Raw genomic sequence first — 13,940 nt, 5'->3', positions numbered from 1 at the left:
TGTATATTCTTTCTAAAAAAACATTATATTATGGACTGTAAAATAAACCTTTACAGTCCATATAACAAACCTATAAAACAGATTTATCATGAAAAAAATCGAAGCAATCATCAGAAAGTCTAAGTACTCTGAGGTAAAAAAAGCATTACACGCTGTGAACGTAAACTTCTTCTCATACTGGGACGTAACAGGGCAAGGACACGAAAAACATGGTCATGTATATAGAGGAGTTGCTTATAGCACTAGTGACATTCAAAGACGCCACCTATCTATCGTTGTAAACGATGATTTTGAAGAGGCAACAATTCAGGCAATTTTAAAATCGGCTTCAACTGGAGAAATAGGAGATGGTAAAATATTCGTATCAGACATTACAGAAGCTTACAGAATCCGTACAGGAGAACAAGGAGGAGAAACTTTAAAATAATATAAAAAACAATTACAATTATGGACGCAGGTTTATTTACAGCGAATAACGTATGGATGATGCTTTGTACTGCATTGGTATTTTTCATGCACTTAGGTTTCTCTTTATTAGAAATCGGATTGACAAGACAAAAAAACACAATCAACATTTTATTTAAAAATGTATTTATTATTTGTGTAGGATTATTACTTTATTACATAGGAGGATTCAATTTAATGTACCCAGGATTTGAAGATGGTGACGGTGGATTCTTAAAATTTGCTGGATTCGGAATTGATGCTCCTGCAAACGGAATGACTGCTGATTATGCAGGTGGTGGATATACTTGGTGGACAGATTTCTTATTTCAAGGAATGTTTGCTGCGACTGCTGCAACTATTGTTTCTGGTGCCGTAGCTGAAAGAATCAAATTGACCTCTTTTATGGTATTTGTAGTAATCTACGTAGGATTGGTTTACCCAATAGTAGGTGCTTGGAAATGGGGTGGTGGATTCTTAGACGGAATGGGATTCTATGATTTCGCTGGTTCTACTTTGGTTCACGGTGTAGGTGGATGGGCTGCTTTAGTAGCGATCTGGTTATTAGGTGCACGTATTGGTAAATTTGATGAAAATGGAAAACCTCAAGTAATTGCTGGTCACAACATTCCTTTAGCAACTGCTGGTGTACTAATCTTATGGTTAGGATGGTTCGGATTTAATGGTGGTTCTGTTTTATCTGCTGACCCTGCATTGACTTCTTTAACTTTAGTTACAACATGTTTGGCTGCTGCCGCTGGTGGTGTTGGAGCATTTATATTATCACAAATCTTGTATAAGAATTTTGATTTAACAATGTTCTTAAACGGTATATTAGGTGGTTTAGTAGGTATTACTGCTGGAGCTGATCAAATGAGTCCTAACGATGCAATTGCCATTGGTGCTATTGCAGGTATCGTTATTGTTTTAGCCGTTGCCTTAGTCGACAAGTTAAAATTAGACGATCCAGTTGGTGCTGTTGCCGTTCACTTAATCTGTGGAATTTGGGGAACTTTAGCTGTAGGTATCTTTGGAGCCATGGCTAGTATGGAACAATTTTTAACACAGTTAACAGGTGTTGCAATCGTAGGAGCTTTCTGTTTGACAACTTCTTTTATCATCTTATTTACCATTAAGAAAACAATGGGATTAAGAGTTTCTGAAAAAGAAGAAGTAGAAGGACTGGATGAGCACGAACACGGAATGAGTGCTTACCCTGATTACAGATTAAATGATCATTAAAAATTTCTGATTCATTTATTAGAAATTCATTCAATAAAATTCACAGCCTTGCATATTTTGCAAGGCTGTTTTTTTTATTTATAAATCTAAAAACGCAGCAATTTCATCACTCCTATTTATATTATTCATCTAAAAAAAAGTTGATTCACAAATTCTCAACGATTACATCCTTTTTTGGTGTAAAAAAACACAATTCATCATAAATCTTTGATAATTTTAACAATTAACAATAATACAAGGGCATAATTGTAATTAATACATTTTTGTTTTTTCTGTTGGCATTCTATTGGTTTATATTACTGAATTTACGTAATTTTGCGTTCTTATTTTTAAGATTATGATAGAAAAACAAGGACTATATTTACCAGAATTTGAGCACGAAAACTGTGGCGCAGGATTTATCTGTAACCTTAAAGGTGAAAAAACCAATCAAATTATTCATGATGCCCTAGAAATTCTAGTAAAACTAGAACACCGAGGAGGTGTAAGTGCAGATGGAAAAACAGGAGATGGTGCAGGACTTTTAATTGATATTCCTCATGAATATTTTTTAAGAGTATGTGACTTTGACTTACCTAAGCAAAGAGAATATGCTGTAGGGATGGTGTTTTTACCAAAAAACAGCAATCAGTACAAATTCTGTAAAGAGACATTTGAAAAAGAAATCAAGGCACAAGGACTCGCTATACTAGGTTGGAGAACTGTTCCTGTAGATTCTTCTCAACTAGGTCCAATTGCATTAGCATCTGAACCAAATATCGAACAATTATTCATTGGTAAAACAACGGAACTAACAGAAGCAGACTTCAAAGCAAAGTTATATGCAGCTCGTAAAATTACAGAGCACGCTATTGCAGCTTCTAAAATGTCTGAAAGCTCTTACTTCTATTTACCAAGTTTATCAAATACTACCTTAATTTATAAGGGGATTATTATGCCGGAAGACATAGGTCCTTATTATACAGATTTACAGCAAACGGATTTGGTTACTCGTTTGGCTTTGGTACACCAGCGTTTCTCTACAAACACAATGCCTGCATGGGAGCTAGCGCAACCATTTAGATATATGTGTCAAAATGGAGAAATCAATACTTTACGTGGAAATGTAAGTAGAATGCGTGTTCGTGAGGAAATCATGAAAAGTGACGTATTTGGGCCACAAATAGACAAATTATTCCCAATCATCTTGCCAGGAAAGTCAGATTCTGCATCTATGGATATGGTGGTTGAGTTATTAACACATACAGGAAGATCATTGCCAGAAGTAATGATGATGATGATTCCTGAAGCTTGGGAGAAACACCAAACAATGTCGCCAGAAAGAAAAGCGTTTTACGAATACAACGCTTGTATTATGGAACCTTGGGATGGACCTGCTTCTGTACCTTTTACCGATGGAGATTACGTAGGAGCTTTATTAGACCGTAATGGTTTAAGACCTTCAAGATATACAGTTACAAAAAGTGGAAAATTGATTATGGCTTCAGAGATTGGAGTTGTTGAAGTTGCCCCATCTGATGTAGCAAGTCATGGTAGATTAGAGCCAGGTAAAATGTTCTTGGTTGATATGAACGAAGGACGTATTATTAATGACGAAGAAATTAAAAGTAAAATTGTTTCTGAAAGACCTTACCAAGAATGGTTAGATAAAACAAGATTGCATTTAAAAGATGTTCCTTCATCTAGTATTGCTTGCCCAATTGAAACGATTGATGTAAAAACAAGACAACGTTTGTTTAATTACACTATTGAAGATATTCAGGAAGTAATTACTCCAATGGCAATTGTTGGAAAAGAGGCTTTAGGTTCTATGGGTATTGATACACCATTGGCTGTATTGTCCGATAGACCTCAATTAATTTCTAACTATTTCAAACAATTATTTGCGCAAGTTACCAATCCACCATTGGATGGTATTCGTGAAGAAATTGTTACTGATATCAGTTTGAATTTAGGAAAAGATAGAAATATCTTTAGTATCACAGATAGACAATGTCGCAAACTGCGCATACAAAACCCGGTTATTTCTAATAACGATTTAGAAAAAATCAGAAATATTGATATCGACGGTTTCCAAGCAGAAACTATTGAAATTTTATATCCGAAAGCAAAAGGATTGAATGGATTAGAAGATGCTTTAGAAAATGTTATTGTTCAAATTACCAAAGCTATAGAAAGAGGAACAAACATCATTATCTTATCAGATAGAGGTGTTAACAAAGAGTTTGCTCCTATTCCTTCATTATTAGCTTGTTCTTATGTAAATCATCAAATGAACCGTTTACGCAAGCGTTCTTACTTCGATATTATCATCGAATCTGCAGAACCACGTGAGCCACATCATTTTGCTACTTTGTTTGGATATGGAGCTAGTGCTATTAACCCTTATATGGTTAATGAAATCATTAGAATTCAAGTACAGGAAGGTTTTATTACCGGAATGGACGAACAAAAGGCTGTAGACAACTTTAACAAAGCTATTGGAAAAGGAATCTTAAAAGTAATGAACAAAATTGGAATCTCTACATTACACTCATACAGAGGTTCTCAAATTTTTGAAATAGTTGGTTTCAACTCTCAATTTGTAGAAAAATACTTCCCGTATACAGCTTCAAGAATTGAAGGTATTGGATTGTATGAAATTGAAAAAGAAATTACAGAAAGATATAAATACGCATATCCTGACACATACATCGACAAACGTTTAGGTTTAAACATTGGTGGTGATTACCGATGGAGACGTAATGGGGAAAGACACATGTTTAACCCTACTACTGTTGCTAAATTGCAACAAGCCGTTCGTTTAAGTGATCAAGACAGTTACAATGTTTACGCAAAAACTGTAAATGAACAAGCGGAAAACTTAATGACCATTCGTGGATTGTTTGAGTTTGACAACTTAGATCCAATTCCATTGGAAGAAGTAGAACCTTGGACAGATATCGTTAAGCGCTTCAAAACTGGAGCTATGTCTTATGGATCTATTTCTAGAGAAGCCCATGAGAACTTGGCCATCGCCATGAACAGAATTGGTGGTAAATCAAATTCTGGTGAAGGTGGTGAAGACAGACGTCGTTTCCAACCAAACGTAAACGGAGATAGTCGTAACTCTGCTATTAAGCAAGTTGCTTCTGGACGTTTTGGAGTTACTTCTCACTATTTATCTAGTGCAAAAGAAATTCAAATTAAAATGGCTCAAGGTGCAAAACCTGGAGAAGGTGGACAATTACCTGGTGAAAAAGTTTTACCATGGATTGCATCGGCACGTAACTCTACTCCTTTCGTAGGATTGATTTCGCCTCCACCACATCATGATATTTATTCTATTGAAGATTTAGCGCAGTTAATTTATGACTTGAAAAACGCTAATCGTGAAGCTAGAATTAATGTAAAATTAGTTTCTGAAGTAGGTGTTGGTACAATTGCAGCTGGTGTTTCTAAAGCAAAAGCAGATGTTGTCTTAATTTCAGGTTACGATGGTGGAACAGGAGCTTCTCCTTTAACATCATTAAAACATGCAGGTCTTCCTTGGGAACTTGGATTGGCTGAGGCTCAACAAACTTTAGTATTGAATAACTTGCGTTCTCGTATCGTTGTTGAATGTGATGGTCAGTTAAAAACTGGACGTGATGTTGCTATTGCTGCATTATTAGGAGCTGAAGAATTTGGATTTGCAACAGCACCATTAGTAGCTTCAGGATGTATTATGATGCGTAAGTGCCATTTAAATACTTGTCCTGTAGGAATTGCTACGCAAGACAAAGAATTGCGTAAAAACTTTAAAGGGACTCCTGAGCACGTGATCAACTTCTTCTACTATGTAGCCGAAGAATTAAGAGCGATTATGGCACAATTAGGATTCCGTACTATGGAAGAAATGGTTGGTCAAACACATAAGATCAACTCTAACAAAGCGATTACACATTACAAAGCAAAAGGATTGGATTTATCTGCTATTTTACATAGACCTTCTGCTTATAATGAATTGCCTATAAAAAATTCTGAGAAACAAGACCACGGATTAGACAATGTAATTGACTTCCAAATCTTGAAAGATTCTCATAGAGCTTTGTATAGAAAAGAACAAATGACATTGAATTACCCAATCATCAATACAGACAGATCTGTAGGGGCAATTGTAAGTAATGAAATTTCAAAAATTTACGGTCACTTAGGCTTACCAGAAGACACATTAAACATCAACTTTACAGGATCTGCTGGACAAAGTTTAGGAGTTTTTGGAGCACATGGTTTGACATTTACTGTTGAAGGTAATACAAATGATTATTTAGGAAAAGGGTTGTCTGGAGCTAAATTAATTGTAAAGAAACCTAAAGATGCTGATTTTGTTGCTGAAGACAATATTATTGTTGGTAACGTTTGTTTATTTGGTGCTGTTGAAGGTGAAGCTTATATCAATGGTATTGCAGGAGAAAGATTTGCCGTACGTAACTCAGGTGCTATTACTGTAGTTGAGGGAGTTGGAGATCACTGTTGTGAGTACATGACAGGTGGTAAAGTAGTTGTTCTTGGAAATACAGGAAGAAACTTTGCAGCTGGTATGAGTGGAGGTATCGCTTATATTTATGATCCAGAAAACAAATTTACCAATGGACTTTGTAATACAGAGACTATTGAATTTGAAGAAATCAATGAGGAACATGCAGCTGACTTAAAAGGATTGATTGAAAAGCACGTACTTTATACGGATAGTAACCGTGGTAAAGAATTATTAGCTGATTGGGATACTAGCTTAAGCAATTTTGTGAGAGTAATGCCAACAGAGTATAAAAAAGCCTTAGCTCGTTTAGCAACAGGTGAAGTAATGGTTGAAGAATTAGAAACAGTATAACAATGGGAAAAGTAACAGGTTTTAAAGAATTCGAAAGAAAAGATGAAGCTTACACGCCTGTAGAAGACCGTGTAAAGGATTATAAAGAATTTACAGTACCTTTAAGTGATACTGAAATAACAGAGCAAGGATCTCGTTGTATGGATTGTGGAATTCCTTTTTGCCATAGTGGTTGTCCACTTGGTAACTTGATTCCAGATTTTAACCATATGGTACATCAAGGAGAATGGCAAAAAGCCTCTTGGATATTACACTCTACAAATAACTTCCCTGAATTTACGGGTCGTTTATGTCCTGCTCCATGTGAGCAAGCCTGTGTATTGGGTATTATTGAAGATCCAATCTCTATTGAAAACATAGAAAAAAATATTGTTGAGCGTGCCTTTAAAGAAGGATGGATCAAACCTCAACCTCCAAAAAACAGAACTGGTAAAACAATTGCAATTGTTGGTTCAGGACCTGCAGGTTTAGCAACGGCTCAACAATTAAACAGAGCTGGACATACCGTAACGGTTTTCGAAAGAGATGATGAAATCGGAGGATTGTTGCGTTATGGTATTCCTAACTTTAAAATGGAAAAAGGCGTTATTGATCGTCGTGTAGCTATTTTAGAAGCAGAAGGAATTACATTTAAAGTAAACGTAAATGTAGGTGTAAATTACGACGTAGAAGATTTGAAAAAATTTGATGCTGTTGTTTTATGTGGTGGTGCTACGGAAAGAAGAAGCTTACCAACTCCAGGTGCTGATGCAAATGGTGTTGTGCAAGCTATGGATTTCTTAACACAAAACACAAAAGCTGTTTTTGGTAAAGAAGTTAAAGATCAAGTACTAGCAACTGGTAAAGATGTTATTGTAATTGGTGGTGGTGATACTGGTTCTGACTGTGTTGGTACTTCAAATCGTCATGGAGCAAAATCTGTGACTAATTTTGAAATCATGCCTAAACCTCCAGGACACAGATCTCCTTCAACTCCTTGGCCTTTCTGGCCATTGAAATTGAAAACTTCTTCTTCTCATAAAGAAGGATGTGAAAGAAATTGGTTGATCAATACAAAAGAATTTATCAAAGATGCTGACGGAAATTTAACAGCTTTAAAAACTGTTGAAGTTGAATGGAAAATGGTTCCAGGACAACGTCCACAATTGATAGAATTAGAAGGAACCGAAAAAACTTGGCCTTGTGATTTAGCTTTATTAGCTTTAGGATTTACAGGTCCTGAAAGTACTATTGCAGATCAATTAGGTTTGGATAGAGACGGACGTTCTAATTACAAAGCAGACTATGGTAAATACCAAACAAATGTGCCTAATGTATTTACTGCAGGAGATATGCGAAGAGGACAATCTTTAATTGTTTGGGCTATTTCAGAAGGTAGAGAAGCGGCTAGACAAGTTGATATTTATTTGATGGGTAAATCAGATTTACCTACAAAAGATACTACAGGTGACTTAGTTGCTATGTAAGTTATCTATATAATTTTTAAAATCCCTTTACTTCCTAGTAAAGGGATTTTTTGTTTTTAGACAAACCTCCTTAGCAAAAAACGACTCTCTTTACTTAGCCATTTTGTACAAATGACCATATAAGATTTCTTTTAGGCTTACAACTGTTAGAATAAGACTACCTTGGAAATAAATCCATGTCGATAGAAAGAAGAGTAAAATTAGTTGAAGATCTTTTTCAAAAATTGGAACTAGAAAGTACTGAGTTTCAAAAAACGTCTGGATTGACTTGTGTTTCTGGCTGTGGTAAGTGTTGTACCACACCAAATATAGAAGCCTCTCCTTTAGAGTTCCTACCTTGGGCTTTTCAGCTATTTTTACAAGGAGAAGCTGAAAAAACTTTAGACCAACTAAACAAAACACAAAGTTTAACCTGTATCATTTACCAACCACTAACACTTTTAGATAAAGGTCGTTGTAGTACCTATAAATACCGAGGTTTAATTTGCCGATTGTTCGGATTTGCCGCCAATACTGACAAATATGGCAACTTACGATTGGCCACTTGTAAAATCATAAAAGAAGGACAAACGGAAAAATTCGATGCGGCTCAAAAAAACCTTAACAACATTGTCAATATACCTATATTTACAGAATATTACATGCAATTAAATAATATCGATTTTCATTTAGGAAATATCATTTTACCCGTTAATAAAGCTTTAAAAATCGCTTTAGAAGAAGTACTGCAGTATTATGCCTACCGTCCTTTTCCTATTCCAACAAAAAAATGTAGCTAAGTATTATTTTAAATAACACCTAGCTACAGCAATATTCTTTCTGTAAAATAAATCAAGCTTCCTCAAAAAAAAACTTGAATATCAGATTATTATGAATACTTTTGCAGCCTAATTTGAAACAGGTACAAATGAAACGTATTAATGAATATAAAAAGCTTTTTAATGTAGAAGGAGCTATTGATTTAAAGGAGCTTAAAACTACCTATAGAGGTTTGGTTAAGCAATGGCATCCTGATAAATTTCAAGACCAAGAACAAAAAGACGAAGCAGAATTAAAAAGTCAAAAAATAATTGATGGGTATCATTTTCTTGTAAGTATTTCTCCTAAAACAAAGGAAGGAAACTTAGAAGAGTATACCAATACAATAACAAACGAACAAGTAGCAGATTACCATCATAAAAGTATGTTGTTGGAAGTTACTTTTACAGATGGAACTACTTATGAATATTTTGGGGTAAACCACAAACTGTTCTTAAAATTTGTCAATAGTAAATCGATCAACAATTTTGGTAGAAGAAACATCTTTAATTCTTTTATCTATAGAAAATCTAAAAAAGCAACGGCAACCGTTTAAGACGAATCTATTGTTTTAGCCGTATTATTGTTCTTTATTTTTACAAGAAACTATCAAGCATCTTGAAAGTCGTACTTACCGACCTTCAAGATGTTTTTGTTTCTAATCATTAATTCTTGATTTTAATTTTTTATTGGATGAAAGTGAAAACAATCTATTTCAAATGTTGAATTTGTTATTTGCTCCTCTTGTACGGCAACTTTTTAAAACAGCTCATTGCAATCCAAAAAAAATTGACAATAATTAACGGAAACCTTATCGCATTTAGACAAGAAAACAAGTAATCCGCAAAAAAAGTGAGTGATTACTTTTTTTATTCAAAAACTAAACTATCTTTGTAAGCGATTACTCACATTATTATGACTGAAAAAAAAGAACAAATATTAGAAGCTGCCCTACATCTTTTTGCCCAAGAAGGCTATGCAGCAAGCTCTACTAGTAAAATTGCCAAATCTGCAGGGGTTTCTGAAGGTTTGATTTTTAGGCATTTTGGCAATAAAAATGGTCTTTTAGTTGAGTTGTTAAAACAAACACAAGAAACAATCAATCAAGTCTTCTCTCCTATTTTCAGAGAAACTGATCCTAAAAAAATATTACTAAAAACATTGAATCTTCCATTATCCATAGAAAAAAAACATTATGACTATTGGAGACTGCAATACAAACTTAGATGGGAACCGGCCTATACGAATAGCGAAACATTTGTTCCTATTTTAACAAAATTCGAAGAAGCTTTTACTTCGCTGAACTATGAAAACCCAAAAATGGAAGCGATCTTATTCAACCAATTATTAAATAGTATTGCCATCGATATTTTACTTAATAAGTTTGAAAAAAATTACATTTCATTTTTAAAGAACAAATACAAACTCTAAAAAAATTTAATCAATAAGTAAGTGATTACTCACTAGTAAAAATAACGAAATGAAGAAAACAAGTAAATACATTGCCCTACTCCTATTAGGATTTATTTTAAGTTATGTGCTCTCTGCAATGGTACTACCCCATTTTACTATAAAGGCAAATACAGTACAAACGGTGAGAGAAATAAATATTTTTATAAAGTCCAATGGCATCCATACAGATATTGTACTGCCTATAAAAAATAAATATTATGACTGGTCAACAAAAATAAAACAAGCACACACCAAACAACCTGAGCTTAGCATGAATTACGTTGGTTTTGGTTGGGGCGACAAAGGTTTTTATTTGAATACGCCTACATGGTCAGACTTGACAGCAAAAACAGCTTTTAAAGCTGCCTTCGGATTTGGTGGAACAGCATTACATACCACTTATTACCAAAAAATTTCTACCTCCGATCATTGTGTTCAATTACAATTAACAGAACAACAATACAAAACACTTTGCCAATACATTCTAAACAGTGCACTGCAAAAAAACAATGCATTTATTCCTATAGATACAAACGCAAATTACGGGAATCATGATGCTTTTTATGAAGCAACTGGAACCTATCATTTATTTAACACCTGTAACACATGGACCAACACAGCATTAAAAAAAAGTGGACAAAATGCGTGTCTTTGGACCGTTACAGCCAATCAATTATTAATTAAAAACAACTAAAAATGGAAAATCAAAAAACATCATCAGCATTTATGGCAGCTTCTTGGGTTGCATTAGGAACAGGCTTAATAGGCTATTTAATTGGATTAGTCAGGTCCGACATGGTACTCAACGAAAAAGGCTATTATTTTACCATAATTATGTTTGGACTCTTTGCCGTTATATCACTTCAAAAAGCCGTAAGAGACAAGCTAGAAAAAATTCCTGTAACCGATATTTATTATAGTATTTGTTGGTTTGGCACCATACTATCAATTGTATTGCTCATTATTGGACTTTGGAATGCCAATTTGCTACCGAGTGAAAAAGGATTTTATGCTTTTGCCTTTTTGCTAAGTTTGTTTGGTGCTATTGCGGTACAAAAAAACATTCGAGACAATGAGTCGAAGGTATTGGAACAATAAATTCCTACTAATTAATACCTAAAAAAGTCCTTCAGAAATGAAGGACTTTTGTTTTTGTCAACATGAACTAAATTGTCTTCTAAAGAACACGACCGTTGTAAACAAGCTTTTAGCTTATTTCTTAAACGCTTTCATCATTTCTATAGGAGTTTTGTGAGGTCTTTGGGTTGCTTTTTCAAAGTCAGAAGGTACCTCATTGGCTCCATTTCTAATTCCTTCATAAATCCCGGCAATTATGGTTCCTATAAACTCTCCTAATTCTGCTTTTCTTTCAGTTAAATAATCGGCAACAGAAACAGAAGTAAAAACTAACTGTGTGTTAAATACTTTATTAATACCGTCTGCTAATTCACTTTGAGTAATAGCTTCCCCAACTAAATTGTAAACGTTACCATTATGTTTGTCATCGGTCAGCATTTTGGCATAAGCCTCTCCCAATTCTTCTCTACTGGTATAAGTACATTTTCCATCACCTGCACAGTTTCTAATTTCTCCTTCTTTTATATAGGTGTCTATGTATTCTAAATCGGGTTCTATGTAAATTCCGTTTCTACCAATCACATAATCAAGACCAGCGTTTTGAACGTCTTTTTCTGTTTGACGGTTGGATTGTACCACAGGACTAAATGCATTGTTTTCATCATCACCAATAATACTGGTATAGACAATTTTTTGCACCCCATTGCTTACTGCGGCTTCAATTACATTGCGATGTTGCTGAATTCTTTTTTGCGGTTCGTCCATACCAGAAAGTAAGATAACTTTATCAATTCCTTGTAAAGCTTGCTCAAATTCTTCACGACTGTTGTAATCTCCTTTTCTAATTTCTATACCTAAGTGTGCTGCTTTTTCTGGGCTACGCGCAATACCTACTACCTTGTCTTTTCCTAGTAGTTGGATTAGGTTTTTAACAATGCTAGATCCTAATTTTCCGTTTGCTGATGTTACTGCTACTTTCATATTCTTTTTTGTTTTTATAATTGATGGATGGCTGCTCTAATTTGAACAGTAACCATATCTACTAGTTGTTTGTTTTCTTTGGGTTTAAAAATGGACAATTCCGTACAAGCTAGCACTACAGGATTTGTAGCACTGTATTTCTGAATTATTTGATGATAGTTGTAAATACTCTCTGCCGTTTCTTTTTGGGCATAGACTTGCTGTCTAAAAGCATCAATTTGTTGTCTGTCTGTTGCTGTGGGAATTGTTACTTCAATAGCATTCTCTTTAAATATAGAACGAATGTAAGCGGAGTTCATGGTGTGTTCCGACCCTAGTAACACCACTTTAGAAATAGTGTTTGCTTTTAGTTTTTCTACGGTTAAATACACAGGATGTAATACTTTTTTAGAAAGCTCTAGTTGATCTATACTTTCGTGTAAAGTGATATTTGGAATGACTAAATGTGTACTTCCTAAGTTTTCTAATTGTAGAATTTCTTGTTGAACAAGGGTGTTGAGCTCCTTAGAAATAGTTGGCAAACGAGAGTTGATCGCATGAAAATTGCTGTTCCACAAAACAAAAGGACAGGTGCTATACCCTCCATGTTTTTTATGATACATACGATTCAGCTCACTTATGTAAAACGTAGTGGTCTGACTTCCCAATCCTAAAATACCCAACCTTATGCTGTTCATGTTTAGTTTCTTTTAAGAATGTAATCTGCAAAATAGCCTTTACTATCTAGAATTTTAGTTTCCAAAGAAAAATCGGTGTTTTGTATGATTTTTTGAAGCAAATCATCATTGTATTTTCTAGAAATTTCTGTGTGAATTTTTTCTCCTTCGGTAAAATGATAACTTTTTCCTAGTGCTTTAATTTCTACGGTTTGATGAGTAGTACTTACAATAAAACTTTTTGCAATTCCTTCGCTTTCATTATATTCAGGTTGATGTTTGAACTGTTCCTGATTAAAATTCCCACCCAATTCGTGATTGATTCGGTCTAATAAATTCAAATTAAACTTGGCGGTAATTTCTTTGCTATCGTTATAGGCAGGCAATACAATATCATTGGCTTTGATTAAATCTACCCCTAATAATAACTTGTCTCCGGCTTGTAAATTAGCTCCTAAATTGTAAATAAATTCAGCCGCCAAATCATCGGTCATGTTACCAATGTTAGAACCTAAAAATAAAACTACTTTGGGCTTTTTGCTCTTTTTTAAAGAAGCCAATACTTCAAAATAATCTCCTTGTTGGGTTTGTACCGATACTTTTGGTAATTCTTTGCAAAGGTCTTTTTCTAATAAGTCCAAAGCATTGGCAGAAATATCAATAGGTAAGTAATCAAAAGTATAGTTTTGATTGGCTAAAGAGGCCAATAATTTTTTAGTTTTGGTCCCATCACCGGCTCCTAATTCTATCAACTCAAAATAAGTTTCTGGCTGTATGTCCAAGCCATCAATTAGTTCTTGTGTTTTGTTCTCAAAAATATCTAGTTCACAACGCGTTAAATAATATTCAGGAAGTTTCATAATTTCTACAAAAAGAGCATCCCCTTTTTTGTTGTAAAAATATTTAGAAGGCAAGGTTTTAGTGCTTGCCTTTAAACCCTGATCTACGTCTTTTTTAAAGGTTTCTATCATT

The 13,940-nt window shown here is 34.4% G+C and carries 12 protein-coding genes; 9 read left to right on the top strand and 3 right to left on the bottom strand.

Annotation, left to right across the window (positions count from 1 at the left end):
* The first annotated feature begins 88 nt into the window (after nt 1–88).
* The 9 genes from FGM02_RS00905 to yiaA all read left to right on the top strand — a co-directional run bounded on the left by FGM02_RS00905 (nt 89) and on the right by yiaA (nt 11,352).
* The gene (locus tag FGM02_RS00905; protein ID WP_139956022.1) at nt 89–427 is read left to right on the top strand and encodes a P-II family nitrogen regulator; all 339 of its coding nucleotides are present in this window, start codon (nt 89–91) and stop codon (nt 425–427) included.
* A gap of 20 nt (nt 428–447) precedes the next feature.
* Nucleotides 448–1,686 (top strand): ammonium transporter, encoded by a 1,239-nt coding sequence (locus FGM02_RS00900; protein WP_139956020.1) that lies wholly within the window; start codon nt 448–450, stop codon nt 1,684–1,686.
* 337 nt (nt 1,687–2,023) lie between these two features.
* The gene (gltB, locus tag FGM02_RS00895) at nt 2,024–6,538 is read left to right on the top strand and encodes a glutamate synthase large subunit (protein ID WP_243739318.1); all 4,515 of its coding nucleotides are present in this window, start codon (nt 2,024–2,026) and stop codon (nt 6,536–6,538) included.
* 2 nt (nt 6,539–6,540) lie between these two features.
* On the top strand, nt 6,541–8,004 hold the full coding sequence (locus FGM02_RS00890; RefSeq protein ID WP_139956019.1) for a glutamate synthase subunit beta: 1,464 nt from the start codon (nt 6,541–6,543) through the stop codon (nt 8,002–8,004).
* A gap of 176 nt (nt 8,005–8,180) precedes the next feature.
* Entirely contained in the window at nt 8,181–8,783 is a 603-nt protein-coding gene (locus FGM02_RS00885; RefSeq protein WP_139956017.1) for a YkgJ family cysteine cluster protein, read from the top strand.
* Between the two features lie 128 nt (nt 8,784–8,911).
* Nucleotides 8,912–9,358 (top strand): KTSC domain-containing protein, encoded by a 447-nt coding sequence (locus FGM02_RS00880; RefSeq protein WP_139956015.1) that lies wholly within the window; start codon nt 8,912–8,914, stop codon nt 9,356–9,358.
* Between the two features lie 359 nt (nt 9,359–9,717).
* Nucleotides 9,718–10,233, top strand: a complete 516-nt coding sequence (locus FGM02_RS00875; protein ID WP_139956013.1) for a TetR/AcrR family transcriptional regulator — start codon at nt 9,718–9,720, stop codon at nt 10,231–10,233.
* A gap of 49 nt (nt 10,234–10,282) precedes the next feature.
* Entirely contained in the window at nt 10,283–10,948 is a 666-nt protein-coding gene (locus FGM02_RS00870) for a TIGR02117 family protein (protein WP_139956011.1), read from the top strand.
* Nucleotides 10,949–10,950: 2 nt separating this feature from the next.
* Nucleotides 10,951–11,352 carry an inner membrane protein YiaA gene (yiaA, locus tag FGM02_RS00865; protein WP_139956009.1) on the top strand — a complete coding sequence of 134 codons (402 nt, stop codon included), beginning with the start codon at nt 10,951–10,953 and terminating at the stop codon, nt 11,350–11,352.
* A 114-nt stretch (nt 11,353–11,466) separates the two neighbouring features.
* Here yiaA and FGM02_RS00860 read toward each other — a convergent pair whose 3' ends face one another.
* The 3 genes from FGM02_RS00860 to FGM02_RS00850 are packed head-to-tail and all read right to left on the bottom strand — an operon-like array spanning nt 11,467 to nt 13,939.
* Nucleotides 11,467–12,312 carry an SDR family oxidoreductase gene (locus FGM02_RS00860; RefSeq protein WP_139956007.1) on the bottom strand — a complete coding sequence of 282 codons (846 nt, stop codon included), beginning with the start codon at nt 12,310–12,312 and terminating at the stop codon, nt 11,467–11,469.
* 14 nt (nt 12,313–12,326) lie between these two features.
* Entirely contained in the window at nt 12,327–12,989 is a 663-nt protein-coding gene (locus FGM02_RS00855) for an aspartate/glutamate racemase family protein (protein ID WP_139956005.1), read from the bottom strand.
* A gap of 2 nt (nt 12,990–12,991) precedes the next feature.
* Complete coding sequence (locus FGM02_RS00850) at nt 12,992–13,939, bottom strand: L-histidine N(alpha)-methyltransferase (protein ID WP_139956003.1); 948 nt, start codon at nt 13,937–13,939, stop codon at nt 12,992–12,994.
* Between the last annotated feature and the right edge of the window lies 1 nt (nt 13,940).

It is taken from the genome of Flavicella sediminum (assembly GCF_006381105.1).
Taxonomy (GTDB): Bacteria; Bacteroidota; Bacteroidia; order Flavobacteriales; family Flavobacteriaceae; genus Flavicella; species Flavicella sediminum.
Note: the sequence above shows the minus strand (reverse complement) of the source record. Positions and strands in the feature narration are given on the sequence as shown.